This window comes from Arthrobacter sp. StoSoilB20 (assembly GCF_019977295.1).
GTDB classification, from domain to species: domain Bacteria; phylum Actinomycetota; class Actinomycetes; order Actinomycetales; family Micrococcaceae; genus Arthrobacter; species Arthrobacter nicotinovorans_A.
Genome location: NZ_AP024651.1, coordinates 3,761,087 through 3,787,122, shown reverse-complemented (window position 1 = coordinate 3,787,122; position 26,036 = coordinate 3,761,087). Strand labels below are relative to the sequence as shown.

Here is a 26,036-nt window from a genome sequence, read left to right as displayed (position 1 = left end):
ACGCCCGCGAGGTGGCATTTGGTAACAGTTCCGGGCGGGAACATTGTCACTAAATGCCATCCCGCGGGGTGAATCGCCACGTTCCCGGACCTGCCGCGACGGTCCGGTCCGGAAGCACCACCTGCGCACTGATGCCCGCGGGGACAGTGCACTCCAACTCCATACCGTCGGCCGTCCGCTTCCAGGACACGGCAACCGCTCCGCGTTGGGTGGGCACGCTACCGGAGGCCTGTTCCAGGCGGCACACGGGCGGTTGAATCACGACGGCGGACGCCCCCGGTGCGGTCACCCGGACACCGAGGAGGTACTCAAGGATCTCCCGCACCACCGAGGCCGACCACGCGTGTGACTGGCTGTAGTCAGTGCCTTCCTCCAGCTCCCAGGCCTCCCAGGTGAAGGACCCTCCGGCCTCCAGCAAGCGTGCCCACCCGGGCTGTGTGGGATTGGTCAGGAGATCCAGGACAGCATCCAGCTGGTTTTGTGAAAGCAGTGCACGGAGCAGTCGGTGCACGGTCATGGGACCCTGCCGCATGCCCATTCCAGCGAGGCGCCCGGCGTCCTTGGCCGCATGCTCGGAAGGGGTGATGCCCATGGACAACGGGAACGACGTCGCATGCTGTGACGCGTTCAGGCTTGGCCGGCCGTCAGCGTACAGGCCGTCCACCATGACCCCGTCCACGCGCAGCCGGGCGTTGATATGCCCTGCCAACTCATCCGCCGCGTCCCTATGCCTGGCCGCCTCACGCTCAAAGCCCGCTGCCGCACAGAGCCGGCTGACGGCGTCGAGCACTGACCAGCCCTGGGCGTTCACGGTGGTGCGGGCCACGCAGTCCATGTCGTACCCGAAGCGGCCCTGCGCCGGCCAGTCCACGATGCCGTGCAGGTACGGACCCGCGCCGCCCCCGAGATCGGTAACCAGCCCGGCGGTGGGGCCACTGCCGGGAACGTGCCGCAGCACGTACCCGGCCGTGTCCAGGAGGCAGGGAAGCAGCTCGTGGAGCAGCGCGTTATCCCCGCTGAGCCGGTGGTAGTCCTCCACCCATTCGGGCATCATGAGCGAGAAATCGGGGATGTCCCGCTTGCCATCGCCGTTGGGATAGACAGCGTTGTAGCGCCCCCGCTCGTCGGGTGAATCCCAGTAGCGCTTGGCAGATCCCGCGAACTCCCGCAGGGCCTTGGCCGTGAAATGTCGCTCGCCGAACAAAGCCATGGTGGCGTAGGAGATGTTCACGGCATCGCCCAGGAACTGGCCCTTCTCACGGGTGGGCGTGTCCACGAACTGTTCCTGCGCACCGAACAGCGCTGAGTCCCTCAGGAGGGTGAAGACCCGGTTCAGGGTGTGGTCGGAGCTTTGGAAGCTGCCTTCGGAAGGGTGCCCGGCGTGGATAACCCGTGCCCCCACCGCACCGAGCTCCTCCATCTGGACGCCCGGAAACTCAAGGTAGCGGAACCCGAGATGGACAGCCCCCTCATAGCGCTGGGGTCCATCCTTCTGCGTGTAAGGGAAGGTCATATCCGTGTTCTGGCTGGCGGTTTTCCCCCTATCCACGCGGCCATCCGGTTGCAGGGTATACCCCGCGCGGAGCATCACGGTCCGGCCATGATGGCCCTCGCGGAACTCCACCACCGGTCTACCCGGAACCACCCTTCCAAAGTCCGCCACCGGAGTGCCGTCCCCGGCTGTGAAGAGTTCGACGGCGGAGACCTGGTTCCGTGCGACGCCGGCGAAGTTCGGGGCCAGCACGGGGAAGTCGGCCGCGGGGTGGGCTCCGAGTGAAAGCGCCGGGTACCAGTTCTCCGGTGCCGGCCATGCTGTGGCATCGAGGTGCTCGATCGGATCGCCTTCGTCGTTGCGGTATCCGCCCTGGCGGTAGGGTCCCTCGGCCACCATCCACTGTGGCCCGGATCCAAACACGTCCCGGGTGCCGTCGTCGTACTCCACTGTCAGCTGGGCCAGCAGCCCCGGCCTGCCCGCCGCGCGGCCCTGGCCAGGTCCGTACCAATGCGCGACGGCGGTCAAGGCGGCGGTGCTGCTGGAACGCAGTGCATCGGTGACGTCGGCGGCGTTGTAGAAGTGTTCGCCCGGGTAGCCGAAGTTGGTGGTCTCCAGACAGGGAGTGCCGTTGAGGGTGAACGCAGCGTGGTGGCTTGCTGCAGCGTAGAGGCGGGCGCGGACCACGGGACGCCCGAGGGCGAAGGTTGCCTTGGCGAGGGTCCATTCGTCGGGCTGGCGGAGGGGAGTGGCGGTGTTCCAATCGCTGAGGGCTCCGGGGGCGGCGAAATCGCTGCTGAGGACGGTCTTTCCGTCACTGCTGACGTTCACGGACAGGTATTCGGACTGGCTGCGCGGTGCCTGGTGGAAGGCGATGCCTGTTCCGGTGCTTGTTCCGGTGCTGGGCGCAACGTCCGTCTCCAGGACCGTGGCGCCGTCAATGGTGATAGTAATCCGCCGGTTGTCATCGGTGACCACCAGGTCCTGCCAGTCCTCGCCGGCCATGGCACCGGCGCGCGACACGGGGGTCGCCTCAAAGGCCGGGGTTTCAGCAACCACTTCCGTTGCCGGCGCGGTCATGGCCCCGATCTCCCAGTCAGGTGCCATGCGGAGGACGGCCGTGCGATGTGGTTTGAGTTCCAGCAGCACACCGTTGCCCGGCCCGTTGCTGCGGAGGATGATCCCGGCCGTACCAAGCCGCAAACGGAAGCGGGCAGTGATGACTGTGCTGCCGCCTGCAGAAACAGGCCAGGGCAAGTGGGGTGATCCGCTGACGCGCAGCGACCCGTCCACCAGTTCCATCGGAGCACGTCCGCCTGGATTTCGGTGGATCCATTCCGCAGCCCAACCGTTGCCTGCGTCGTCGAAGATCCCGGTACTGAACCGCGCCGGAGGGCTGGCGCTACCTAACACACCCCCGGAGTCAGTAAGTTGCACGGTCCACTGGTAGTCACTGTCCTGGCGCAGCTGGGGGCCTGTGTAGGGAAGGTGGTGCTGCTGGTCCGCGACCACAGTGCCGGAGTCCCATACTTCCGCCCCGGCGCGGTCCATCAACCTGATGCGATAGGCACTTTGGAACGATTGCCCCGCGCTCGCAGAGGGGCCCGCATCAAGCAACCAGCCGAAGTTTGGCGAGGGCGGTGCCATCAAGCATTCCGGGGATCCCTCGACCATGAGGTTTGTGGCGACCAGTGGTGAAGCCGGGGTGCCAGCGGTCATCGGGCGGCCACCAAATCCTCGATCCCGGCCATATCCAACGTTCCATCACTGATCCATACGGTCACGGAACGGGAGAGGGACTGGTTCCCTGCCAGCTCGACGGCGGTATCCCAAGCCAGCGCGGAGCCGACCGCCGGGTAACCGCTGCAGCGGACAAACCAAGGATCGGGCGATTCCGAAGGTGCCCCAAACACCAGCGTTGCAGGGCCGCCGTCGAACTCTCCGGACCAAGCCAGCCACGGCGTCACTGAACCGTGCACCGCATGTTCGCCGACGGCTGTGGAGGAGAAGACGCGGGAATCTGCGTTGGCAGGCAACCGCCAGAAAAAGCCGCCATACCCGCTGCCGGCCGCGCCATGGGACCCCGGACTCCCCAGCGAAACATCAACGACGGCGGTGAGTTCCGTGGTGATATCCAGTCGCCACGTGCGGTGGTCGAGGAGCGTGCGGTGGTCAAGGAGCGTACGACGGAAAGTGCGCCGCTCCTGGAGCAGCAGTCCGCCATCGGCACCCAGCCACTGGAGGTCGGCCGTGGTCTGGTCCGAACCGTGGGTAATGCCCTCGACCACGATCCTGCCGTGATCGTTCAGGTCCACGTACTTCCCTGCGGTCCTTCGATAGCTGCGGCCGCCCCAGAAGTTGCTGCCGTTGACATCCTGGAGCGCGAAACCGGCGCCCAAGTGCCACACATGGTCGGATGCCATATGGTCCGTAACCACGATGCCACCCCGGGTGGTCACCGGATGCAGGTAAGGGCGCGGCGACAACGCTGAATCAAGGCCGGTGCCGCGGCGGAGGACGGCGGCGGTGTCGGCGGGAGAAGCGTCGTCAGGGGAGCTGACGGCGGGCGTGGCAGCGTCGTCGGCGACGGGAATGGCAGCGTCGGCAGCGGCGTCGGCGAACAGTGCCTCGGTGGAGGTTGTGTCAGGTCGAGCCCAGGGGAGGGCGAGCTCGGAAAACGTGGCATGGGCCAACGTGGCCCGTTCCAGGATGTCCTCGATCTGTGGGATCACAGCGTGGGCCTGGTCTCCGTCCCCTACCCACGTGACGAATTCCGTGGGGATCAGGGCAGGAGCTTCAGCTGTGCGGATGGCTTCGAGAACCCTCATGAAGGCGCCGCTGTGGTCCAAGGGGCTGAGCAACGCGGTGCCCTGCGCGAGGTGCTGGAGCAGATTCTCCGTGAGATCGTCCCGCCCAAAGACATGGCTGGTCTCGCTGGACTCGGTTCGGACGGTCACACGATCCTCGGTGTAGTGGAATACAGCAGTGCCTTCGGTGCCGTGCAGTGTGACGTACGGTTCCACGGATTCGGAGGCGCACAGTGTGAGGGCGCACGTTATGGGCAATCCGCTGGTGGTCTGCATTCGGATCACGGAGGTGTCGTCCGCTTCGATGTCGTTGGCCCGGTAGAGATCCGTATCCACAAAGGCAAGGTCTTCGGCCTTGCGGGCTCCGGCGATGCGGAGGGCAGTGGCGATCGCGTGGGCCAGGGGGTTGGTTGCAACGCCATCCACAACGTCCACGCCGTCGAGGTTCCGCTTGCCGGCCCATCGCGAGCGCTTGTAGTAGGCGCGGTCCCGCACCCAGCGGCCCGTAGCGGAAATGCTTTTGAGCGTGCCGATACCGGGCAGTTGTTCCGATGGTTCGCCGGCGGCCAACTGTGCCAGCGGGGCGAGCGCGTGGGAGCCCAGGCTTTGGAATCCGATCTGGACACGGCGCCCAGCTGCGGCGGCCGCGTCCTGGAGGCGGAGGAAATCGGCCATGGAGGCCACCGGGGGCTTTTCGAGGTAGAGGTCCGCGTTGGAGGCAAGGACGGACAGGGCCAGCGGTGCATGGGTTTGAATCGGCGTAGCCACGATGATGACGTCCGGGCGGTGGTCCCCGGCCAACAGGTCGTCGAGCGTGGCGTGAACAGCGGTGGTTTCAGGCAGGGCACCGGCTGCCGGGGGATTGGGGTCCGCCACTGCAACGAGGTCAACTGCTCCCATACTGGCCAGCCGCTGGAGATTGTTCAGGTGGTGTGTTCCGAAACCGTGGACTCCCACCAAGGCAATCCGCGCCGGTGCGTTCTTGGGCGCCGGGGCAGCCCGGTGCGGGTCAGGGCTGGTGATGGACTCGATGGAAGGGGTGTCCATGGCTCTCCTCTGCTGGCGCTGCAACGAGGGCGGCGACGCCTTCGTCGGGGTTGTTACGTAAGTGTTCAGGCTGGTTCAGGCTATACCTAGCAAGCGCTTTCCCAGTTCCGGTTCCGCCCAGTGTATCGCGGCTTCAGCCCGAATGTAACGATTCAAGAAACGCCTTGACTGGACCCCTCCCCGGCGTCTAAGTTGCTGGGAAAGCGTTTACTTTAGTGACATGGCCCACTGGGGCCTACCCCAACTGACTGGCGACCACGGTTGCTCCGAAGCTCTTCGGCGAATCCTAGCGGCAGTCATGCGGGCCTGTTCTGCAACGATGGAGAAAGGGGGGAGCGCCATGGCCTCTGGAGGATTTGGCTTCCGCGCTTACACGCTCTTCGACACACTCGTGTGGATTGCCTGCCTGAACATATTGTGGATGACCTTCACAGTGCTCGGGGGAGTTGTCCTCGGGATCGGGCCCAGTACTGCTGCCGCCCACGTCCTGGTGCGTGACAAGGTGCGGGGAAATGCTGCACCCTTGATGCGGCGCTTTGCCAGGGAGTACTTCAAGAACTTTGCCAAGGGCAACGCACTGGGTTTGCCCTTGATTGCCGTGGGTGTCGCGCTGTCCTTGAATTGGGGCTACTTCTCCGCGGGCTGGGATTTTGGTTCGCAGATCGCTTCGGCCGGGATCCTGCTGGCCGCCCTCTTTGCTGCAGGGACGGTCTGCTACCTCTTCCCTATGTTCGCCCGCTATGAACTGTCCCTTCCGCAGTACTTCCTGATGTCCTCGCGTTTTGCCATGCGGCACCTCGCTGGAACCGTGATTCTCCTGTTCGTGACCGCCGCGGCCGTGTTCGTCTGCCGGTCGGTTCCGGGGCTGATCCCGTTCTTCGGCGTGGGCGCCTGGTTGTACGTCACGGGCTGGCTCTGCGACCGCTTCTTTACTGCCAACGACGAAGCGATGTCAGCCGACGCCGGTGCAACGCCAGGCCCTGTTTCTACGTCAACCCCCACCGCTGCAGGTGCAACGCTTGCCACCCTCGCGGTACCCGCCGCCGTCCCGGTGCCCGCCGCCGTCCCGGTGCCCGCCACCCCAAGGGCTGGCCGAATGCCGGTAGCGGCCGGCGGCCCTGTTTCCACGTCAACCCCCACCACGGAGGCCAGCCTTGCCTGAGCTCAACCGTCCTCGACCTGCCTTTGGAGGCCCGCCCGTGCTTCACCGTTCCCTTGATGTCCAAGGAAGCAGTGAGCTGGTAGCCCATTCCTCTGGCGCGAGTACTAATGAAACGTATCAAGATGCGAGTGGGCAGCACATATGGAGCCTCAAAAGGTTCCCCGGTGTGCCGTCAAACCAAGAGTCGAAAGACACCAACCCCGATGAAGTGGAGCAGGTAAGACAATGATCCGTAGAAAACACACGTTGGCCGCCGCCGTCGTAGTTTCCGCAGCCCTGGCGCTGACCGCCTGCGGTGGCGAAGCGCCGGCGTCGGACCTTTCCTCCGTCAAGATCATGGCGCCGTTCCTGGAGGCGCAGCCGCCCACCGCCGATGGCGCCGTCCAGAAGAAGCTCGAGGAACTCACGGGCAAGGATGTCAATATCACCTGGACGCCCAACGCGTCCTATGAAGACAAGATGAACATCACCTTGGCGTCCTCGGAGATCCCGCACGTCCTGGTGGTCCAGGGCAAAACCCCCGGCTTCGTGAAGAACGCCGAAGCCGGCGCCTTCTGGGACCTGACGGACAAGCTCAAGGACTACCCGAACCTGAAGACCACCTTCCCGGAAGTCCAGCAGAACGCCAGCGTCAACGGCAAGGTCTACGGGGTGTACCGTGGCCGCAACCCGATCCGCGCTGCGGTGATGTTCCGCCAGGACTGGCTTGACAAGCTGGGCCTCAAAGCGCCCGAAACCACCGAAGACCTCTACAAGGTTGCCAAGGCATTCACCGAACAGGACCCGGATGGCAACGGCCAGAACGACACCTACGGAATCACCATCCCCAAGTGGGGCGCGCTGGGAACCAACAGCCCCTATGACCTGATCGAAACCTGGTACGGCGCCGGAAACCGCTGGACCGAGCGTGACGGCAAGCTGGTTCCCAGCTTCGAAACCGACGAGTTCCTCGAAGCCAACCGATTCGTCAAGAAGATGGTCGATGAGAAGCTCATCAACCCCGATTTCGCAACGTTCGACGGAACCAAGTGGAACGAGCCGTTCTTCAACGGCAAGGGCGGCATCATTATCGACGTCGACTCCCGCGTCAGTGTGCTGATCAACCTCTTCAAGCAAGCCAATCCGAACGACTTTGAAAACAAAGTGGGCTTCGTCGGCAGCCTCAAGGGCCCCGACGGGGAACTGCACGCGCACCCCACCGACGGCTACTCCGGCTTCCTGGCCATCCCTAAGTCCAGCGTCAAGACCGAGGCGGACCTGAAGAACGTCCTCACCTTCCTGGACAAGCTGAACAGCAAGGAAGTTGCCGTCCTGATGAACAACGGCATCGAAGGCGTGAACTTCACCGTGGAGGACGGCCTGGCCGCCACCATCAAGCCCGAAACCCCGGAGGGCAAGGTGGTCAACACCGACATCAAGAGCTTCGCGCAGCTGGGCACCAACGTTACGGGCAACAACTTCTACCCCGTCAAGCAGGCCTCCGCGTACGAGCAGAAGGTCTTCGATGACCGCGTATCCGTCATGGCCGAGGACCTCAAGAGCGCTGTGTACAACCCGGCAGCCGCTTTCGTTTCACCCACCTACGTTGCCAAGGGCGCGCAGCTGGACAACATCGTGGCCGATGCCCGCATCAAATACCTGGCCGGGCAGACCGACGAGCAGGGCCTGAAGGACGCCATCAAGCTGTGGAACACCAGCGGCGGTGACAAGGTCAAGGAAGAAATCAATAAGCTCTGGCAGGAAAACAAGAAGTGACTGCCCCGGTTGTAGAAGCCAAAGCTTCGGAGCGGGTGGCCACCAAGCCGCCCGCCCCGTCGCGGCGGCGCGGGTTCGCCGTCCACTTCGCGCACTACAAGTGGCTGTATCTGCTGCTGTTGCCCGGAGTCCTGTACTTCGCGATCTTCCGGTACGGGCCCATGTACGGGGTGTCCATCGCCTTCAAGGACTACGTTCCGTTCCTTGGCGTCAACGGCAGTCCCTGGGTGGGTTTCACCAACTTCACGGACTTCTTTGCCAACCCCGACTTCCCGCGGCTGCTCGGCAACACGCTGATCCTGGCGTTCCTGAACCTGGGCATCGCGTTCCCGTTGACCATCATCCTGGCGTTGCTGCTTAACGAGGTCCGTCTTTCGGTGCTCAAGCGGACCGTCCAAACGCTGGTCTATATCCCACACTTCCTGTCCTGGACCATCGTGGCGTCACTGAGCTTCCTGCTCTTCGCCCTGGACATCGGACCGTTGTTCCAGTTCGTGAACGGCCTGTTCGGGACCAACGTGGACATCCTGTCCGATCCCAACTGGTTCCGGCCGTTGATCGTGCTCCAGGAAATCTGGAAGAACACCGGCTGGGGCACCATCATCTTCCTCGCCGCGCTGGCCACCGTGGACCAGGACCAGTATGAGGCAGCGATCATCGACGGCGCCGGCAGGTTCCGCCGCGTCTGGCACATCACCTTGCCCGGCATCCGGTCCACCATCATCGTGATGCTCATCCTGGCCATCGGGCAGATGCTCAACACCGGCTTCGAGCAGATCTACCTCATGACCAACGCACTCAACCGCAGCGTGGCAGACGTCTTTGATACCTACGTGTACTTCGTGGGCATTACCCAAGGCGCCTACAGCTACAGCACCGCCGTCGGGCTCTTCAAGTCCCTGGTGGGAATCGTGCTGATCTTTGGCACCAACTGGCTGTCCAAGCGGTTCAACCAGAGCGGACTGTTCTAATGAAGATTCACAACACCCGGGGCGGGCGGGTCTTTGATGCCGCGAACTACGTCTTCCTGAGCCTGATCGGCATCATCACCCTGTTGCCGTTCATCTACGTGATTGCAGGGTCCTTCGCCAACGAGGCCGAGATCACCCGGCGGGCGTTCTTCGTCTGGCCCGAGCAGTTCACCCTTGGCGCCTATGAGTACATCTTCTCCACGCCCGCCTTCACCAGGGCGCTGATCACCACGGTGCTGGTGACGCTGGTGGGCACGTTGATCCAGCTCATCCTGACAGTCACCATGGCCTACCCGTTGGCGAAGAAGAACCTGCGCGGCCGGAAGCTGATCATGTCCCTGGTGGTCTTCGCCATGGTCTTCTCCGGCGGCATGATTCCCACGTTCCTGCTGGTCAAGGACCTTGGCCTGCTGAACTCCTACTGGGCGTTGATCCTGCCGGCGGCCATCAACCCGTTCAGCCTGATCATCATCAAGAACTTCTTCCAGGAACTCCCGGCCGAGCTGGAAGAGTCTGCCAAAATGGACGGCGCCACTGAGATCGGGATCCTTTGGCGGATCCTGCTGCCGTTGTCCAAACCGGTGCTGGCCACGTTCGCGCTGTTCTACGCGGTGGGGATCTGGAACGACTTCATGTCGCCCCTGCTCTACCTCAGCGACAACAACATGTGGACCCTGCAGATGTACCTGCGCCAGGTCACGGCGGCGTCTGACCTCCTGGGCACCGGCAACGTGGATCCGTCCTACATCCCTCCCGAGCAAGGCATCAAGTTTGCCGTGATCGTGGTGGCCACCTTGCCCATCCTGATCTTCTACCCCTTCCTGCAGAAGCACTTTGCCAAGGGCATGCTGATCGGCTCGGTCAAGGGCTAGGGACTGCTGTTTCCATGAAAGGACAACCATGAAAATCCTCCTCGCGGGCGACTCCACCGTTGCAGCCTGCCCCAGCTACGAATATCCGATGAGCGGCTGGGGTGCGCACCTTGCCCCCGGGACGTACTGGTGGGCTGCCGTCCACAACTACGCCAAGGGCGGTGCCACTACGGAGTCGTTCCGGGAGGAGGGTCTTTGGTACCAGCTCATCAACCAGACCGTCCAAGGGGACGTTGTCCTGATCCAGTTCGGGCACAACGACCAGAAGCGTGAACACCTGGCCGCCCGCACCGGCTACACGGACAACCTCAAACGGATGGTGGCCGAGGTCCACAGCAAGGGTGGCATTCCCATTCTCTGCACGTCCGTGGAGCGCCGGCATTGGCTTGATGGCACGCTGGAAGCCACTTTGGGGGACTACCCGGCGGTGGTCCGGGAACTTGCCGAGGAGCTCGGCCTGGACGTTATCGACCTCAATGAATGGACACGTGGGCTTTACGAGGAACTGGGGGAGGAAGGCTCCAAGGGACTCTTCTGCCATTTCGCACCAGGGGAGCACGCGCATTGGGCCGGCGGACTGGAGGACAACACGCACTTCCACGAGAAAGGCGCGCAGCGGATCGCAGCCTTTGTGGCGGAACAGTTGGAGGCCCTCGGCTACGGCCTGTCGGCAACCCTCACAGCGGGGGCGCTCAACGCGGGGGCGCGTGCGTGATCCACTCGAACCCGTTGCGGGGCCCTGCCGACGTTGCTGATTGGATCCCCGAGGGGCCGGTCCAGTTTTCTGCGCAGGTTTTCGGAGCGGCCGACGACGGCGGGCGCGGCTTGGGTGCCGACGACGGCGGGCGCGGCTTGGGTGCCGACGACGGCGGGCGCGGCTTGGGTGCCGACGGCACCAGTGCTCTGGTCCTGTCGGGCTCCCTTGACGCGGACGAGCACGGCGACCACGCCCATTGGACGCTCTGGTGCCCTGAGGAGTTGCCGGACCACGTCAGGATCAGTTGGGAGTTCCTTCCCTTGGAGGAGCCGGGCCTGGCCATGGTGTTCTTCGCTGCACGGGGTCACAGTGGCGAGGACCTGTTTTCTTCCGCTTTGGCTCCGCGTACCGGCTTCTATCCGCAATACCATTCGGGAGATATCGACGCCCTCCACATCTCGTATTTCCGGCACAAACATGCCTCCGAGCGGGCCTTCCGAACCTGCAACCTCCGCAAGAGCGCCGGCTTCGAACTCGTGGCCCAAGGGGCGGATCCTTTGCCGCCTGCGGTGGATGCCGATGGGTTTTATGGCATCGAGGTGGTCAAGGACGGCCCGCATGTGGCCTTCTCCATCAACGGGCTGCCGCTCTTTGCCTGGACCGACCCATCCCCGGAACCGCTCGGGGGTGGATATTTCGGGATCCGCCAGATGGCACCCCTAAAAGCCGCCTACAGAAACCTGTCCATCGCACCTCTTTAGCGCGCCCGCCCCTGTGACGGGGCACACGAAACCATGACGTAGGATGTCCACATGCCCCTCTTTGACCTTCCCCTTGAGCAGCTCCGCGACTACACCTCAAGCGCGGTTCCGCCGGCAGACCTTGATCACTTCTGGGACCTCACCATTTCCGAGGCCAGGTCCCTTCCGCTCGATGCCGTGTTCGAACCCGTGGACAACTACCTCTCCGTGATCGACACCTTTGACGTGTCCTTCTCCGGGTTCGGCGGAGACCGCATCAAGGGTTGGCTGCACTTGCCCGCGCAGCGTGAGGCGGAGGAACAGCTTCCCGTCGTGGTGGAATACATTGGCTACTCCGGCGGCCGTGGACTGGTCAACCAGAACACCCGCTGGGCACAAGCCGGCTACGCCCACTTCATCATGGACACCCGCGGCCAGGGGTATGGCGGCGTCTCAGGGGACACCCCGGACCCGCACCCGTCAGCGGGCGGGAACAATTATGCCGGGCTCATGACCCGCGGCGCCGACCACCAGGACAACTACTACTTCCGCCGGGTCTACGTGGACGCGTTCCGTGCCGTGGAAGCGGCGCAGAGCCATCCCGCCGTCGACCCTTCCAAGGTAGTTTTGGCAGGCGTCAGCCAAGGTGGCGGCATAACGGTCGCCGCCGCAGGGCTGACGGCTGGAAGGCTCGACGGCGTGATCGCCGCGCTGCCCGACGTCCCGTTCCTGCAGGATTTCCCCCGCGCGATCGACATCACCCCGCGCGGCCCGTACCCGGAAATTGCCGGGTTCCTGGGGCGTCACCGCGACAAATATGAGCCGATGCTGGCGGTGTTCAACTACTTCGACGGCGTGCACCTGGGCCGTGCTGCCACCGTGCCTGCACTCTTCTCAGCTGCCCAAATGGACGACATCTGCCCTCCGTCCACCGTTTTCGCGAGCTACAACAACTACGGGGTTTCCGGCGGTGCGCCCGAAAAGGACATCGAGGTGTACCGCTTCAACAACCACGAAGGCGGGCAGGAACACCACTGGATCAAGCAGTTGGAGTTCCTTCGCAAACTTTTGTCATCATGACGGACGCGATTTGCCCGGTCTGAAGAACCGCGGTTATGGTGTGGCTATGACAAACCGTTGGTATGCGTATTTTTCGTTGGCTCTGGAGGGGCCCGCGTCTAACTGACACGCATCCAACTTTCCTTCAGAGCCAACAGGGCAGAGATCATTCTCTGCCCTTCGCCATATCCGGCGGGTTCTGAAAAGGGGCCCGCTCCGCATCCCGGAACAGGACCCAGACATGACCAGCATCGCTGCAGAACCCACCGACTCGCTTGATTCCGCCTCCGATCCGGATCAGCCCGCTACATCCAACCTGCGGGTGGCCCGCTTCGAGCCGCTTCCGGCGCCCCAGGACCTCATCGCCGAGTTGCCGCTGGACGCCCGCTCAGCAGCCGTCGTCGACCGCGGCCGTGACCAGGTCCGCGCCATCATGGACGGTGTTGACGACCGCCTGCTGGTGATCGTTGGCCCGTGCTCCATCCACGATCCCAAGGCCGGCCTCGAATACGCCCGCCGGCTGGTCAGCCAGGCCGAAAAGCACAAGGAAGACCTGCTGATCGTCATGCGGACCTACTTCGAGAAGCCCCGCACCACCGTTGGCTGGAAAGGCCTCATCAACGATCCCCACCTCGATGGCAGCCATGACATCGCTGCGGGCCTGCGCGCCGCCCGTGGCTTCCTCAAGCAGGTCACCGCTTTGGGTCTGCCCACTGCCACCGAGTTCCTCGAGCCCATCAGCCCGCAATACATGGCTGACCTCGTGTCCTGGGGTGCCATTGGTGCCCGCACCACCGAAAGCCAGATCCACCGCCAGCTTGCCTCAGGATTGTCCATGCCCATCGGCTTCAAGAACGGCACCGACGGCGACCTCCAGGTGGCCATTGACGCTTGCGGCGCCTCTGCCGCGGAGCAGGCCTTCCTGGGAATCGACGACGCCGGCCGCGCGGCTCTCGTGGCAACCTCCGGCAACCCGGACACCCACGTCATCCTGCGCGGTGGCCGCAAGGGGCCTAACTACTCAGTGGACGATGTTGCCGCTGCTTCCGCCAAACTCGCCTCCAAGGGACTGAACCCACGCCTGATCGTGGACGCAAGCCACGCCAACAGCGGCAAGAGCCACCACCGCCAGGCAGAGGTAGCCCTGGAAATCGGTGCGCAGCTGGAGGCAGGGGAGACCTCGCCCATCGCCGGGGTCATGTTGGAGAGCTTCCTGGTAGGCGGAGCCCAGAAGCTCGACACCGCCAAGCAGCTGGCCGGGGAGCAGGAACTCGTATACGGGCAGAGCGTCACGGATGCCTGCATGGAGTGGGACGTCACGGCGTCGGTGCTGGAGCAGCTCGCGGCTTCGGCCCGGAAGCGCCGGGCAGTGGTTGCCCTGTAGCATCCCCGGCGCGGCGGTAGGTTGGGCCGGCTCCGTTTCGTGGCTTTGCTGCGCAACATGCCGTGCGCCCGGCACTCCCGGCAGCGAGCCCACGAATCGGGCGCTGCGGGTGAGTGGTGGGGGCATGGCAGGTCGGCGGCAGGTCAGCTGCGGGGGAGGGAGCGTGTTCCCACTTTGCGGAAATGCTTTCACATTGGCCCCATCAGCCTCTAGAGTATCTAGCACATGGTTGTTGGATGGCTCAGCATCGGCACACCGTTCTACTGGGGGTGTCCTACTGTCTGAGAGCAAAGGAATATGGGAAATGTCCGCAGAGACTAACTTCTCGAATGCGCGTTTCATGACGGTGGCCGAAGTGGCCGACGTCCTGCGTGTTTCCAAAATGACCGTGTACCGCCTGGTCCACTCAGGGGAAATGCCCGCCGTCAGGTTCGGCCGTTCCTTCCGGGTTCCTGAAGAGGCCGTTGCCCAGTACCTTAAGGGTGCTGTGGTGGACGGACAATCCGAGACCGCCTGAGGCCTCCCGGTCCGTCCAGCGGACCGTGGTCACAGGGTGCCCCTTTGAAGCGGTACTCTGTTAAGGAACGTTTTACGTCAATGTAAGAATCTGTCAGTTGTACTTGTCTGCTTCCGCGGATCTGTTCCAACAGACAGGAACTTCTAGTTTGTAAGGAACTTTCGTGGGTTCAGTTATTAAGAAGCGCCGCAAGCGTATGGCCAAGAAGAAGCACCGCAAGCTGCTTCGCAAGACCCGCCACCAGCGCCGCAATAAGAAGTAGAGATACTTCATCAAGCGTGAATGCCCGCTGCCTTTCGAGGTGGCGGGCATTTTTGCATCCGGACGGTCTCTCACGTCCTCCGGGGTTTAGACCAAATGTTCTCTCACGTCCCCCGGGGTTTGGGCCGGTCCCTCTCTCACGTCCCCCGGGGTTGGGCCGGACGGTCTCTCATGTCCCCCGGGGTTGGGCCAGACGGTCTCTCACATCCCCCGGGGTTTGGGCCGGTCCTTCTCTCACGTCCCCCCGGGTTTGGGCCGGACGGTCTCTCATGTCCCCCGGGGTTGGGCCGCACGGTCTCTCATGTCCCCCGGGGTTTGGACCGGACGTTCTCTCATGTCCCCCGGGGTTTGGACCGAACGTTCTCTCACGTCCCCGGGGAAAAGCCCGAAGCAACCGCGGGATCCTGCCATGCTGATCGTAGAGCGCCTTTAATCTGCCGAGTGGCGGACGTAAAGTTGTCCGCCAAATCGTCTTTCCCGAATTTGAGGACGGTCCAGCCCGCTGCCTCGAACGCCTTGTCGCGTCTCCGATCGCTGAACATCTGTTCCCGCCCAAGGTGATGACCGCCGTCGTACTGTATTGCTATCCGACGATCACGGAAGCCCAAGTCTGCCGACGGCGAGAACGGGTCGTTAGGGCGGAGCTGCACTTGGAGCTCGGGTTCGGGAATGCCGGCGTCCAGCATCGCCAAGCGAAGCAACGACTCGGGCGCAGAATCCGCCCCGACACGCATCAGGTCCAAAGCTTCCCTTGCGCGGACAACGCCCTGCAGGTTCTTGTGTCTGTCCACCAACTGTCGAAGAGCCTCCAGGGTGGTGAAAGGCGTGTCTCGTTCTTCGAATTCCGGTCTGGGCCTGCGGATGAGTTCGTCGCCCATGCAGATGAGATCGCGGACCGGCAGGCGCCTTGCCAGATCCAACCAAGTCCGGGACCGAGTACTCATCCAGATGCCTTCGACGCACTCGATTTCGTCATCAAAGGCAACCACAGTATGTCCGATTACTCCCTTGCGCCGCACAGATGGCAGCTGCCTCGGCTTGCTGAGGTGCAGCTCATTGGAGTCCGACAACCACGGCGGAAGACACGCACCTTGCAACCTCGCTGCCGTTACATGGGAAATCCAAGCGCCAGGACTTACCGCTGACAGCGTTCTAGCGGCGGCTGACAGCTCAAAATTCCAATCCGATGGCCGGTAAATGCCACGGCTGACCCCATCTACCGTGGTGCGGTTCCAGAGGTTTCTTAGCCCCAGACCTGCCGTCTTCGCTTCTTCGAGCGTGAATGGTGCGTTGGTGAGGTGAGCCGGAAGAGGCATGGCATTCTGCATACTTGGCATTCTTGCCCAGAAACGCTTGTGTCACCGGAAGTTATCCACAGGCTCGGTGGGGCCTCCGGGGGATGTGAGTGAGCGTTTGGGTTGGGGGCAGGGGATGTGAGCGAGCGTTTGGGTTGTGGCCCGGGGGATGTGAGTGAGCGTTTGGGTTGTGGCGCGGGGATGTGAACGAGCGTCAGATGCGGGGGCCGCGGAACCGTGAAAATCCGCGCCAGAGGCCGTAGACCGCCCCGCCCACCGTTGCGGCTTTCAGTCCCAAGGTTGCCGCCCGACGACCGGAACGAAAGTCGTACACGGGCCAGTTATTCTCACGAGCATGCCGGCGCAGCTTTGCATCCGGGTTGATCACGACAGGGTGCCCCACCATGGTGAGCAAAGGGATGTCGTTGGCGGAATCGCTGTAGGCCCAGCAGTGATCCAGATCCAGGCCCTCCCTGTCGGCCACAAGCTGGACCGCCACTGCCTTTGCAGGCCCGTGAAGAATGTCGCCCACGAGTTTTCCCGTATACATGCCGTCTTCCACTTCACCCACGGTGCCAAGGGCGCCGGTTAGTCCGAGCCGGGTGGAAATGACCGTGGCTACCTCTATGGGTGTAGCCGTGACGAGCCAGACCTTGCGTCCAACCCTGAGGTGCTGTTCCGCGAGTGCCTTGGTCCCCGGCCAGATCCGCGACTCGATCATTTCGTCGTAGACCTCTTCGCCCAGGGCCTTGATGTCATCAACAGTGATGCCGGCAGCAAGGGTAAGCGCGGAGTCGCGGACAGAGTGGACGTCTTCCATGTTCTCGCCCCGCATGACGAACTTGAACTGCTTCCACGCGAATCCAGCCGCTTGCGAAAGTGTGAAGGCCTTACGTTCGTACATTTTGCGGGCAACGTGGAAGAGGCTTGCACCCTTCATCAAAGTGTTGTCGACGTCGAAGAAGGCGGCTTCGCCCGTGCGCTTCTGCACGGCGTCCTTCTGCACAGTGTGCTTCTGCACCAAGGCATCTGCGACCACGGCGGCGTTCTTCTCCTCGGGCATGTCTTGAGTCTAGTCAATCGCCGGGAACCGCGTTGGGGGCGCACGGGTGAACCGCTTGAAGGTGGGGGATGTGAGAGAGGGTGCGTCCGGTGGGTGGGGGATGTGAGAGACGGTTGGACGGTACCTTTGAGGCATGGCTATTCCCGACGTCGTCCTCCTCACCAAAGCTGACTGCCACCTGTGCACGGAGGCGCGTGCCGCCGTCGAGCGTGTCACCACAAGCCTGGGCGTGCAATGGACTGAACAACGGATCGACGACGATCCCCGGTTGCAGGAACGCTTTGCCGAGGAGATTCCCGTAGTGCTGGTTGATGGTATCCAACGTGATTTTTGGAAGATCGACGAGGACCGGTTGACCCGCACCCTGAAGAAGGTCCTGGAGGGCTGAAAGCAGGATTACCCGCAAGTAATGGCTTTTGTTCAGTCCGGCCGGGGGTCATAGAGTGGAACAACAAAGCGACGCAATGGAGAATACCGTGACTGCGCTGGAACCGTCCCCGGAAGCTGTAACCGGGGACAACGAACCTGCCGCCAAGCAGATCCCGCCCGCGGCTGTGGCCCGGATGACCCTCTATTTGCGCGCGCTCAACTCTTTGCTGGCCGAGGGCGTGGAGCGGGTGTCGTCGGAGGCGTTGGCGGAGGCCTCAGGGGTCAGTTCGTCCACGCTCCGCAAGGACCTTTCCTACGCGGGATCTTATGGGACACGCGGTGTCGGCTACGAAGTCCAATACCTTAGCCGCCACATTGCGGCCGCCCTGGGCCTGACCCATGACTGGAAGGTCGCCATTGTTGGCGCCGGTAACCTCGGCAAAGCCCTGGCCAGGTATGGCGGGTTCGAGTCCCGGGGCTTCGACGTTGTAGCTATTTTCGACGCCGACCCCATGGTGATCGGCAATGAAGTTGGCTGGCTGCGTGTCAGCGACTCCGCCGAACTTGAGCGGGTCCTGGAGCGTACACATACCAACATGGTGGTGCTGGCGCTGCCGGCGACCGTGGCCCAGGCTGTGTGCGACCGCGTCATTGCCGCCGGCATCCGGAGCATCCTCAGCTTCGCGCCGGTGCTGTTGCAGGTCCCTCCGCACGTGAACCTCCGCAAAGTGGATATGGCCACGGAACTGCAGATTTTGGCCTATCACGCACAACGGGCGCAGACACCGGGCCAGGCTGTATAGCCTTCGCCGGGTCCGCGCCCGCAGGGTTGTCTAAGGCTGCGTCTTTAGCGGCCGTAGGGGTTCTGGTACGTGTTGCCGAACGGCTGCGCCTTGCGGAAATAAGGAGCCGACGCCGGCAGGTACAGCATGACGATCGCCGCAACACCCAGCAGGATCACGATGAGCTGCAAGATGCCGTAGGTGGCGCCGAACTGGAACAGGCTGGTCAGGCCCAGGACGGAGATCGCCGCGAAGACGGTGCCGAGGATCCTGGCCCAGTTCTTGCCCTTGCGGACGGGGAAAGCGACCAGCGCGTAGAGGCCAAGGCCCACGATTGCTCCGACGATGGCGCTCACACCGATCACGCCCCGCATGCCTTCCAGGGACCCTTCGGGAAGCTCAGTGCCTTGCTGGCCGGCCTGCTGGTTCATGGCATTGATAAAGGCGTCAGCACCAGTGGTAGCCAACAGCAGCGAGCTGATCGCGGAGAGAATGCCTGCCGCAATGATCATCCAGAAGGCGTAGTTGACCATGGGCGGCACGGCGGTGGGGCCGGGCTGCTGGCTGGGCCAGTTGGTGTCCTGCCCGTACTGCGGTGCGGCAGGAGCCTGGCCGTAGGGAGAAGACTGTTGGCCGTACTGCGGTGCTGCCGGGCTCTGCTGGCCGTACTGGGGCGCGGAAGGCTGCCCGTACTGCGGTGCTGCGGGGCTCTGCTGGCCGTACTGGGGCGCTGACGGAGCGGCGGGCTGGGTGTCCGGCTGCTGGGGCTGGTTGGCATCGCCCGGGTTTGACGGCGGGTACGGAGGGTTGCTCATGGCATTCCTTTGCTTGTTCGACTGCTGGTGCGGCCGCCGGGATCAGCAAAATGACCCTGCCCCCAGCGTGGTTCTGCTTCCACCGTACCTTCCGGGTCTGACGCTGAAGGTGATCCCACGCAGGTATTTCCGGCGGACGGCAAAAATCATCATGTTGGCTTACGCCTTCATGATGAAGGCCGCGCATGATGAAGGCCGCGGCGATCCGGAGGATTTACCGCGGCCTTCTGCTCCAGGTGGCCGTTCAGCGAACGACGACGGCAGTTGCGTCAGCGCTATGCGTGACCCTTGACTGCCTTGAACCAGAGTTGGGAATTGGGGAGCCACATCAGCACCACGGCTACCGCGCTGACGAGGAAGCCGAACCAGTTGCTGCCGAGGCCTGTACTGGACCCTCCGGCGCTGGCGGCACTGAAGATGGTGAGCAGCAAGGAGATGACGGCCACGACGGTCAATGCCAGGCGGGCCCACTCTTTTCCTTCCTTCATCTTCATGGCCAGAATTACCTGCGCAGCGGCCACGGCGAGGGAGAGGATGAGGATGATCAGCAGGATCGCGGCAACTCCGGGGGCGAACGCGAAGAGGGCGATGATCGCGAAGAACCCAATGAGTCCAAACAGCAGGCCCAGGAGCCCGGAGATCACCCAGATGAAGTAGGAAACCTTCAGTTCGGTGGGAAGGCCCTGGGTCTTGAACATTCCCGAGAAGCCGCCCTGGGGCATGACGTCGTTGAAGTTGCGGGGACCGTCGGTTGGCATTTCGAAGTGGAATCCGGGCTGCCCGGGACCGGGTTGCCCTGGACCCGTCTGGGGCGGGCCGGCCTGTCCTTGGTTGGGCTGTGAATACTGCCCGGGTTGCGACGGCGGCTGGTAACCCTGGGGTGGCTGGTAGCCCTGCGGAGGCTGGTAACCCGCAGGAGGAACATTGCCCGGCTGCGGAGGCTGGGAGCCGGGCTGCTGTGGCTGTGGTGCTTCGTCTGGGGTACTCATGGCATCACTGTAGACCGCAGGTTGAAGGTTGCATAGGAACTTCGCAGCCAACTCGCAGCTGAATACAGGCTTTTTGCCGAACAATTGCGGGGTGACTTCCGGATATGCGAAACGGCGCCACCCACAGCCGGCCAAAGGCGGGGACTGTGGGTGGCGCCGTCGTGGTGGAACCGTGCGGAAAGCCCTAAGACTATGCAGCTGCCGGTGCGATGAATGCGAGTTCCAGGTTGATGACCACCTTGTCGCTGACCAGGACGCCACCGGCTTCGAGCACTGCGTTCCAGGTAAGGCCGAAGTCCTTGCGGCTGATGGTGGTTTCGCCGGAGACGCCGGCGCGGGTGTTGCCGAAGGGGTCCACTGCTACGCCGTTGAATTCGGTCTCGATGGAGACCTCCTTGGTGACGCCCTTGATTGTGAGATCGCCCACGAGGTCGAAGCTGTTTCCGTTGGCCTTGACGTGGCGGGAAACGAAGGTGATCTCGGGGAACTTCTCGACGTCGAAGAAGTCTTCGCCCTTGACGTGGCCGTCGCGGTTGACGTCGCCGGAGTCGAAGCTGGCGGTCTGGATGGTGGCGGTGACCTTGGAGTCGGCCAGGGTTTCGCCGACCTCGAGGGTGGCCGATGCGTCCTTGAACTGGCCGCGGACCTTGCTGATGCCTGCGTGGCGGACGGTGAAGCCGATCTCGCTGTGGGAAGCGTCGAGGGTCCAGGTGCCGGTGGTGACGGAAGCGGGAAGAGTCATCATGGTGTTGCTCCTATATCGATTGGTAGGTACTGCGTGCTTGCCCGGTCTGGTCGATTGCTTGAAACGTCAACCGAGCTTCGTGTCCAGTATAAACATGCATATGCATCTTTTATTCCAACTCCGGGGAACATTTCGGAAAAACTTTGAGTTCTACTAGCGGTAGAAGATTTCGGATCGCCCCGCTTCTTTGAGAAACTGGTAAACATGCCCCAAGCAACTGTCCACCTGCTTCGCCATGGCGAGGTCCATAATCCCGACGGCGTCCTGTACGGTCGCCTGCCGGAATTCCACCTCTCCGAACGTGGCCGGGAGATGGCCCGGATGCTGGCCGACCACTTTGTGGCGCGCGCCGGCCAGGGTTCCAAGATCGTCCATTTGGTGGCCTCGCCGCTCACCCGCGCACAGGAAACGGCCATGCCTACTTCAGAGGCTTTGAACTTGGAGATCACTACCGAGCCGCGCATCATCGAGGCAGAGAACCACTTCGAGGGACTGCACCCCACCAAGAGTGAGTTCCTGAAGCCCAAGCACTGGATCTACTTCCGCAATCCACTGCGTCCTTCCTGGGGCGAGCCGTACAAACAGCAAGCAGCGCGGATGCTGGCTGCCGTTGAGGACGCCAGGGCCAAGGCAATTGAACTGGGCGGTGATGGCGCCGAAGCCATCCTGGTGAGCCACCAGCTCCCTATTTGGTCCACCCGTTTGACCGCAGAAGGGCGCCGACTGGCCCACGACCCCCGCAAGCGCGAGTGCACCCTTACCTCCCTGACGTCATTGACCCTGGACGGGGACGGCAAGATCGTGCGGGTCGAGTACACCGAACCTGCTGCCGTCCTGCTTCCCGGCGCGGCCAGCACCCCGGGGGCATAACAATGGACAACAACCTTTCACGCCGTGGCGCGTTGGCTGCCGGCGGCGTCCTCCTCGCAGGACTGACCATGGGCCTGTCCGCGTGCGCGCAGGAAGATTCCCTGGCCAAGCAGGCCAAAGCCGGCGACAACAAAAACTACGTGGCCGGCGACGGCTCGGTGACGGAGTTCGCCAGGGCTGACCGTGCTGCACCCGTGGCCCTCAAGGGCACCCTCTTTAATGGCCAAACGGTAAAGCCCGAGGATCTCCAAGGCAAAGTCACCGTCCTGAACTTCTGGTTTGCCGCCTGCGCTCCGTGCCGCATCGAAGCTCCCCAGCTTGAGGCCCTCCACCAGGACTTCAAGGACCAGGGAGTCCAGTTCTTCGGCGTCAACCTTCGCGATGAACAAGCCACGGCTGAAGCGTTCGACAAGACCTTCAACATCACCTACCCGAGCTTCAACGACAAGGACGGGGCAGTGCTGCTGTCCGTATCCGGGATTGTGCCCCCGGGCGCGGTACCCACCACCCTTGTCCTGGACAAGGAAGGCAAGGTTGCCTCCCGCGTACTCGGGGAGATTGAGAAGAGCACCTTGAAAGCCCTCATCACTTCAGCAGTGGCTGAGTAGCGCCCCATGAACAGTCCCTTCGCCGAGACGATCCTCAACGGATCGCTGCTGCTGGCTGTGCCGGTGGCCTTGCTGGCCGGGCTGGTCTCCTTCCTTTCGCCGTGCGTGCTGCCCCTGGTGCCCGGGTACCTTGGCTACGTCACCGGACTCACCGGCGTCGACCTCCAAAAGCAGCGGCGTGGCCGCATGCTTGCCGGTATCGGGTTGTTCGTCCTTGGTTTCTCGGTGATTTTTGTCCTCCTGGGCGGCGCGTTCGGGCAGTTGGGTACCTTGCTGACCGGTCCGCAGAATGCCTGGATAACCCAACTACTGGGCATCCTGGTGATCATCATGGGCATAGTGTTCATGGGTGGCTTCGGCTGGCTGCAGCGTGATGCGAAGATCCATGCCAAGCCTCCGGCCGGACTGTGGGGCGCACCGCTCCTGGGGCTGACCTTCGGCCTGGGTTGGGCGCCCTGCATTGGCCCGACGTACTCCGCGGTACAGTTGCTGAGCCTGTCCGGTGGTTCATCGGCGGCAAAGGGTGCGCTCCTGGCCTTCGTCTACAGCCTGGGATTGGGCATCCCGTTCCTCCTGATCGCCTTGGCCGTCCGCCGTGGCATGGGAGTCATGTCCTTCTTCCGGAAGCATCGGCTGGCCATCCAGCGGATTGGCGGGGGCATCCTGATTTTGCTCGGCATCCTGATGGCCACCGGCGTGTGGGGAACCTGGGTGACCGAGTTGCAGTACTGGTTCCAAAACGATGTGAAGTTGCCAATCTGATGAGCGAGTCCGTGAAAGCCAAGAAGAAGTCACCGTCCGCTGAAAGCGCCACTGGGAACGCAGCGGATGGCAAGCTCCAGCAGGCCAAGTCCGAGGCAGCCCTGCCCGCCCTCGGGTTCAAAGACATGCTCCGGTGGGCATGGACCCAGCTGACCAGCATGCGCACTGCGTTGTTCCTGCTGCTCCTGCTTGCAGTCGGCGCGGTCCCGGGGTCCCTGTTCCCGCAGCGGCCGGCAAACCCGTCAGTGGTGACGCAGTACATCAAGGACAACCCGTCCTACGGTGAGCTCCTGGACGCCCTGCAGCTTTACGACGTGTACTCGTCGGCATGGTTCTCCGCCATCTACATCCTGTTGTTCATCTCTCTGATCGGTTGCGTCACTCCGCGGGCCATCGCCCACTACAAGGCCATGAAGTCGCAGCCGCCGCGCACCCCCAAGCGCCTTTCGCGGCTGCCGGAGTACGGCACCCTTGCGCTGCCCGCCGACGCCGGGATCCCGGCGTCGAAGGCCATCAACGATGCCGCCGGGCTGCTCAAGAAGCGCGGCTACCGCGTTGAAGTCAGGGACGTCGACGGCGCCCTGCCGTCCTTGGGTGCCGAGCGTGGCTTCCTGAAGGAAGTGGGCAACCTGGTGTTCCACACGTCCTTGATCGGCGTGCTGGTGTCCGTGGCCATTGGTGGCCTGTACGGATACAGCGGCCAGCGGATCCTTGTGGAGGGCGAGACGTTCGTCAACACCTTGGTGGGCTATGACCAGTTCACGCCGGGAACCAACTTCCAGAGCAGCGCACTCCAGCCTTACTCCATGCAGTTGGACAAGTTCCAGGCCACGTTCGACCGCGAATCGCCGGGCAAAGCGGGCCAGCCGATCGATTACACGGCCGAGGTGACCACCAAGGAAGGCCCGGACTCTCCGGCCAAGAAGGAAACGCTGAAGGTCAACGATCCCGTGTCGCTCGGCGGTACCAGCCTCTACCTCACCGGTAACGGCTACGCCCCCATGATTACGGTCCGCGACGGGGAGGGCAACGTCTCCTTCCAAGGCCCGGTCACGGCCAAGGTTCAGGGCGACAACTATTACTCGTCCGTGGTCATCAAGGTCCCCGACGCCAAGCCGGAACAACTTGGTTTTGTCGGCTTCTTCCTTCCCACGGCGTTCGTCAGCGAGAACGGAACGTCATTCAGTGCCTCACCTGAGCTGTTCAATCCGCAGTTGAGCCTGAACTCGTTCTACGGCGATCTCGGCTTGGACAAAGGCGTGCCCCAGAACGTGTTCGAACTGGACGTCAAGGACCTCAAGCCCCTCAACGCCCGCGACCTCGCCGCCGGTGGCATCACCCTGACCCCGGGCGCCACCGCCAACCTGCCCGAGGGTAAGGGCAGCATCACGTTCGACGGCGTCAAGAAGTACATCGGCGTGGACATCCACCACAACCCCGGCCAGCTCTACGCACTGATCTTTGGATTCCTCGCGGTCGCCGGCCTGGTGATGTCGCTCTACATCAACCGCCGCCGGGTCTGGGTCCGCAGCGGAACCCATGCCGATGGCCGCACCATGGTGGAGTACGGACTGCTGGCCCGCGGTGAAGACCACCGCCTGGCCGGCGAATCAGCAGCACTACGCGAGATCTTTGCCCGGGAATGGAACATCCCGGATGCGCAGGACACCGCTCCGACAACAGCAGGATCTTCCTCAACCTCGAAGGACCAGTAATGCCAGCCATCAACGAAACCCTGGGCCAGTACAGCGAGCTGTTCATGCTGTTGGCCGCCGGCACGTACACCGTGGCGTTCATCGCCTTTGCCTGGGACCTGGCCAAGAGCAGCAAGGTGCTCCGCGCCGTGGACCTGAAGGCCGCGGCCAGCACCGTCGAGGAAAAGGTCACGGTTTCAGCAGGCCGGGTCAGGTCAGGCCTGGGAGGTTCCGACGCCGGTGGGCCGGCAGGCCGCGCCGAGCGCCCGACGTCGGGCCTCACCTATGAGGGCGGAACCGCCGCCGGCGACATGAAATACGGCGGCGAACGCCGGGCACCTGCCCGCGTGGCGGTAGCGCTGACGGTCCTGGGTGTCCTGATTCACGGGGCCGGCGTTGTGACGCGTGCCTTCGGTGCAGGACGTGTGCCGTGGGGCAACATGTACGAGTTCCTCACCACCGGTGCCTTTGTTGCCGTTGCCGTGTTCCTGATTGTCCTCATCCGCCGCGACCTGCGCTTCCTGGGCACGTTCGTGATCGGCCTGGCCATCATCATGCTCGTTGCAGCCTCCGCTGCTTTCTGGACCCCGGTGGGCCACCTGGTTCCGGCGCTGCAGAGCTACTGGCTGATCATCCACGTCTCCATCGCAGTGCTCTCCTCAGCGTTGTTCACCCTGACGTTCGCGATGTCCGTGCTGCAGTTGCTGCAGTCATACCGCCAGAAGAACCTCGCCGCCGGCCGTGCGGACAACCTGGGCTTCATGCGCTTGGTTCCCAACGCGCTGAGCCTGGAGAACCTGTCCTACCGCATCAATGCCATCGCCTTCATCGGCTGGACGTTCACCCTCATGTTCGGTGCCATCTGGGCCGAGAAGGCCTGGGGCCGCTTCTGGGGCTGGGACCCGAAGGAAGTTTGGACCTTCGTGATCTGGGTGGTCTACGCGGGCTACCTTCACGCCCGCGCAACAAGGGGCTGGACCGGAACCCGCGCTGCATGGTTGTCGATCGTTGGCTACGCCTGTGTGATCATCAACTTCACCTTGGTGAACACGGTCTTCAACGGCCTGCATTCGTACTCCGGGCTCTAAAACGGGGCTTCAAATCCGGGCCCGGATCCGAATCCGGCCCCTGGGTCCCAATCCGGGCCTGAGCAGGGGCGTTGTCCCAGGCTCGGGCCCGAACCTCTGAGAAACGTCAAAACGGTGCACTAAACAAGCCTTTTTCCTGTCCAAAGCTAGTGCTAACTTGTTCAGAACCCGCTTGTGATGCAGTCCGCCAGC

24 protein-coding genes are annotated in these 26,036 nt (G+C 63.2%); 17 read left to right on the top strand and 7 right to left on the bottom strand.

The window, feature by feature from the left end:
• Positions 1-49: 49 nt before the first annotated feature.
• Both LDN85_RS17190 and LDN85_RS17185 read right to left on the bottom strand, forming a co-directional pair.
• On the bottom strand, positions 50-3,211 hold the full coding sequence (locus LDN85_RS17190; RefSeq protein WP_223943638.1) for a family 78 glycoside hydrolase catalytic domain: 3,162 nt from the start codon (positions 3,209-3,211) through the stop codon (positions 50-52).
• Positions 3,208-5,346 (bottom strand): DUF6807 family protein, encoded by a 2,139-nt coding sequence (locus LDN85_RS17185; RefSeq protein WP_223943637.1) that lies wholly within the window; start codon positions 5,344-5,346, stop codon positions 3,208-3,210. Before LDN85_RS17185 ends, LDN85_RS17190 begins: the two co-directional genes overlap by 4 nt.
• Before the next feature lie 340 nt (positions 5,347-5,686).
• Here LDN85_RS17185 and LDN85_RS17180 point away from each other — a divergent pair, with 340 nt between their 5' ends.
• From LDN85_RS17180 to LDN85_RS17135, 10 genes are all read left to right on the top strand, one after another.
• A complete protein-coding gene (locus LDN85_RS17180) occupies positions 5,687-6,508 on the top strand; it encodes a DUF624 domain-containing protein (protein WP_223943636.1) in 822 nt (273 codons plus the stop codon).
• A 225-nt stretch (positions 6,509-6,733) separates the two neighbouring features.
• Positions 6,734-8,263 (top strand): extracellular solute-binding protein, encoded by a 1,530-nt coding sequence (locus LDN85_RS17175; protein ID WP_091549708.1) that lies wholly within the window; start codon positions 6,734-6,736, stop codon positions 8,261-8,263.
• The gene (locus LDN85_RS17170; protein ID WP_091549709.1) at positions 8,260-9,234 is read left to right on the top strand and encodes an ABC transporter permease subunit; all 975 of its coding nucleotides are present in this window, start codon (positions 8,260-8,262) and stop codon (positions 9,232-9,234) included. The genes LDN85_RS17175 and LDN85_RS17170 overlap by 4 nt, the downstream gene beginning before the upstream one ends.
• Positions 9,234-10,106, top strand: coding sequence for a carbohydrate ABC transporter permease (locus LDN85_RS17165; protein ID WP_026541323.1), 873 nt, complete (start codon positions 9,234-9,236; stop codon positions 10,104-10,106). Before LDN85_RS17170 ends, LDN85_RS17165 begins: the two co-directional genes overlap by 1 nt.
• Before the next feature lie 28 nt (positions 10,107-10,134).
• Entirely contained in the window at positions 10,135-10,821 is a 687-nt protein-coding gene (locus LDN85_RS17160) for a rhamnogalacturonan acetylesterase (RefSeq protein WP_223943635.1), read from the top strand.
• Positions 10,818-11,564, top strand: coding sequence for a DUF1961 family protein (locus tag LDN85_RS17155; RefSeq protein WP_223943634.1), 747 nt, complete (start codon positions 10,818-10,820; stop codon positions 11,562-11,564). Before LDN85_RS17160 ends, LDN85_RS17155 begins: the two co-directional genes overlap by 4 nt.
• 51 nt (positions 11,565-11,615) lie before the next feature.
• Positions 11,616-12,623, top strand: coding sequence for an acetylxylan esterase (locus LDN85_RS17150; protein ID WP_026546512.1), 1,008 nt, complete (start codon positions 11,616-11,618; stop codon positions 12,621-12,623).
• Between the two features lie 220 nt (positions 12,624-12,843).
• Positions 12,844-13,986 carry a 3-deoxy-7-phosphoheptulonate synthase gene (locus LDN85_RS17145; protein WP_223943633.1) on the top strand — a complete coding sequence of 381 codons (1,143 nt, stop codon included), beginning with the start codon at positions 12,844-12,846 and terminating at the stop codon, positions 13,984-13,986.
• 304 nt (positions 13,987-14,290) lie between these two features.
• Positions 14,291-14,503, top strand: coding sequence for a helix-turn-helix domain-containing protein (locus LDN85_RS17140; RefSeq protein ID WP_017199160.1), 213 nt, complete (start codon positions 14,291-14,293; stop codon positions 14,501-14,503).
• A gap of 163 nt (positions 14,504-14,666) precedes the next feature.
• Positions 14,667-14,765 (top strand): AURKAIP1/COX24 domain-containing protein, encoded by a 99-nt coding sequence (locus LDN85_RS17135; protein ID WP_003792170.1) that lies wholly within the window; start codon positions 14,667-14,669, stop codon positions 14,763-14,765.
• A 364-nt stretch (positions 14,766-15,129) separates the two neighbouring features.
• On the opposite strand, the gene LDN85_RS22015 is transcribed toward LDN85_RS17135, so the two are convergent.
• Both LDN85_RS22015 and LDN85_RS17125 read right to left on the bottom strand, forming a co-directional pair.
• Complete coding sequence (locus LDN85_RS22015; protein WP_346347050.1) at positions 15,130-15,708, bottom strand: DUF559 domain-containing protein; 579 nt, start codon at positions 15,706-15,708, stop codon at positions 15,130-15,132.
• A gap of 565 nt (positions 15,709-16,273) precedes the next feature.
• Entirely contained in the window at positions 16,274-17,122 is an 849-nt protein-coding gene (locus tag LDN85_RS17125) for an HAD-IB family hydrolase (protein ID WP_223943631.1), read from the bottom strand.
• 133 nt (positions 17,123-17,255) lie between these two features.
• On the opposite strand from LDN85_RS17125, the gene LDN85_RS17120 reads away from it, so the two are divergent.
• Positions 17,256-17,510 (top strand): glutaredoxin family protein, encoded by a 255-nt coding sequence (locus tag LDN85_RS17120; RefSeq protein ID WP_026541317.1) that lies wholly within the window; start codon positions 17,256-17,258, stop codon positions 17,508-17,510.
• 88 nt (positions 17,511-17,598) lie between these two features.
• Positions 17,599-18,294 (top strand): redox-sensing transcriptional repressor Rex, encoded by a 696-nt coding sequence (locus tag LDN85_RS17115; protein WP_026541316.1) that lies wholly within the window; start codon positions 17,599-17,601, stop codon positions 18,292-18,294.
• A 44-nt stretch (positions 18,295-18,338) separates the two neighbouring features.
• Here the strand turns inward: LDN85_RS17115 and LDN85_RS17110 are convergent, their stop codons facing one another.
• From LDN85_RS17110 to LDN85_RS17100, 3 genes are all read right to left on the bottom strand, one after another.
• Positions 18,339-19,088 carry a hypothetical protein gene (locus LDN85_RS17110; protein ID WP_026541315.1) on the bottom strand — a complete coding sequence of 250 codons (750 nt, stop codon included), beginning with the start codon at positions 19,086-19,088 and terminating at the stop codon, positions 18,339-18,341.
• 275 nt (positions 19,089-19,363) lie between these two features.
• Complete coding sequence (locus tag LDN85_RS17105) at positions 19,364-20,077, bottom strand: hypothetical protein (RefSeq protein WP_223943630.1); 714 nt, start codon at positions 20,075-20,077, stop codon at positions 19,364-19,366.
• 190 nt (positions 20,078-20,267) lie between these two features.
• Positions 20,268-20,819 (bottom strand): YceI family protein, encoded by a 552-nt coding sequence (locus LDN85_RS17100; protein WP_026541313.1) that lies wholly within the window; start codon positions 20,817-20,819, stop codon positions 20,268-20,270.
• Positions 20,820-21,026: 207 nt separating this feature from the next.
• Here LDN85_RS17100 and LDN85_RS17095 point away from each other — a divergent pair, with 207 nt between their 5' ends.
• The 5 genes from LDN85_RS17095 to ccsB are packed head-to-tail and all read left to right on the top strand — an operon-like array spanning position 21,027 to position 25,844.
• A complete protein-coding gene (locus LDN85_RS17095; RefSeq protein WP_223943629.1) occupies positions 21,027-21,692 on the top strand; it encodes a histidine phosphatase family protein in 666 nt (221 codons plus the stop codon).
• 2 nt (positions 21,693-21,694) lie between these two features.
• Positions 21,695-22,300, top strand: a complete 606-nt coding sequence (locus tag LDN85_RS17090; protein ID WP_223943628.1) for a TlpA disulfide reductase family protein — start codon at positions 21,695-21,697, stop codon at positions 22,298-22,300.
• Between the two features lie 6 nt (positions 22,301-22,306).
• Complete coding sequence (locus LDN85_RS17085; RefSeq protein WP_026541310.1) at positions 22,307-23,062, top strand: cytochrome c biogenesis CcdA family protein; 756 nt, start codon at positions 22,307-22,309, stop codon at positions 23,060-23,062.
• Positions 23,062-24,777: a cytochrome c biogenesis protein ResB gene (locus LDN85_RS17080; protein WP_223943627.1), complete on the top strand. Its 1,716-nt coding sequence runs from the start codon at positions 23,062-23,064 to the stop codon at positions 24,775-24,777. Before LDN85_RS17085 ends, LDN85_RS17080 begins: the two co-directional genes overlap by 1 nt.
• The gene (gene ccsB / locus LDN85_RS17075; protein WP_026546507.1) at positions 24,777-25,844 is read left to right on the top strand and encodes a c-type cytochrome biogenesis protein CcsB; all 1,068 of its coding nucleotides are present in this window, start codon (positions 24,777-24,779) and stop codon (positions 25,842-25,844) included. The genes LDN85_RS17080 and ccsB overlap by 1 nt, the downstream gene beginning before the upstream one ends.
• The last annotated feature ends 192 nt before the right edge of the window (positions 25,845-26,036 follow it).

Coding starts and splice junctions, on each gene's coding strand:
- LDN85_RS17190 (WP_223943638.1), bottom strand. CDS start 3,211: ATGACCGCTGGCACCCCGGCTTCACCACTGGTCGCCACAAACCTCATG.
- LDN85_RS17185 (WP_223943637.1), bottom strand. CDS start 5,346: ATGGACACCCCTTCCATCGAGTCCATCACCAGCCCTGACCCGCACCGG.
- LDN85_RS17180 (WP_223943636.1), top strand. CDS start 5,687: ATGGCCTCTGGAGGATTTGGCTTCCGCGCTTACACGCTCTTCGACACA.
- LDN85_RS17175 (WP_091549708.1), top strand. CDS start 6,734: ATGATCCGTAGAAAACACACGTTGGCCGCCGCCGTCGTAGTTTCCGCA.
- LDN85_RS17165 (WP_026541323.1), top strand. CDS start 9,234: ATGAAGATTCACAACACCCGGGGCGGGCGGGTCTTTGATGCCGCGAAC.
- LDN85_RS17160 (WP_223943635.1), top strand. CDS start 10,135: ATGAAAATCCTCCTCGCGGGCGACTCCACCGTTGCAGCCTGCCCCAGC.
- LDN85_RS17150 (WP_026546512.1), top strand. CDS start 11,616: ATGCCCCTCTTTGACCTTCCCCTTGAGCAGCTCCGCGACTACACCTCA.
- LDN85_RS17145 (WP_223943633.1), top strand. CDS start 12,844: ATGACCAGCATCGCTGCAGAACCCACCGACTCGCTTGATTCCGCCTCC.
- LDN85_RS17140 (WP_017199160.1), top strand. CDS start 14,291: ATGTCCGCAGAGACTAACTTCTCGAATGCGCGTTTCATGACGGTGGCC.
- LDN85_RS22015 (WP_346347050.1), bottom strand. CDS start 15,708: ATGAGTACTCGGTCCCGGACTTGGTTGGATCTGGCAAGGCGCCTGCCG.
- LDN85_RS17125 (WP_223943631.1), bottom strand. CDS start 17,122: ATGCCCGAGGAGAAGAACGCCGCCGTGGTCGCAGATGCCTTGGTGCAG.
- LDN85_RS17120 (WP_026541317.1), top strand. CDS start 17,256: ATGGCTATTCCCGACGTCGTCCTCCTCACCAAAGCTGACTGCCACCTG.
- LDN85_RS17110 (WP_026541315.1), bottom strand. CDS start 19,088: ATGAGCAACCCTCCGTACCCGCCGTCAAACCCGGGCGATGCCAACCAG.
- LDN85_RS17105 (WP_223943630.1), bottom strand. CDS start 20,077: ATGAGTACCCCAGACGAAGCACCACAGCCACAGCAGCCCGGCTCCCAG.
- LDN85_RS17100 (WP_026541313.1), bottom strand. CDS start 20,819: ATGACTCTTCCCGCTTCCGTCACCACCGGCACCTGGACCCTCGACGCT.
- LDN85_RS17095 (WP_223943629.1), top strand. CDS start 21,027: ATGCCCCAAGCAACTGTCCACCTGCTTCGCCATGGCGAGGTCCATAAT.
- LDN85_RS17090 (WP_223943628.1), top strand. CDS start 21,695: ATGGACAACAACCTTTCACGCCGTGGCGCGTTGGCTGCCGGCGGCGTC.
- LDN85_RS17085 (WP_026541310.1), top strand. CDS start 22,307: ATGAACAGTCCCTTCGCCGAGACGATCCTCAACGGATCGCTGCTGCTG.
- LDN85_RS17080 (WP_223943627.1), top strand. CDS start 23,062: ATGAGCGAGTCCGTGAAAGCCAAGAAGAAGTCACCGTCCGCTGAAAGC.
- ccsB (WP_026546507.1), top strand. CDS start 24,777: ATGCCAGCCATCAACGAAACCCTGGGCCAGTACAGCGAGCTGTTCATG.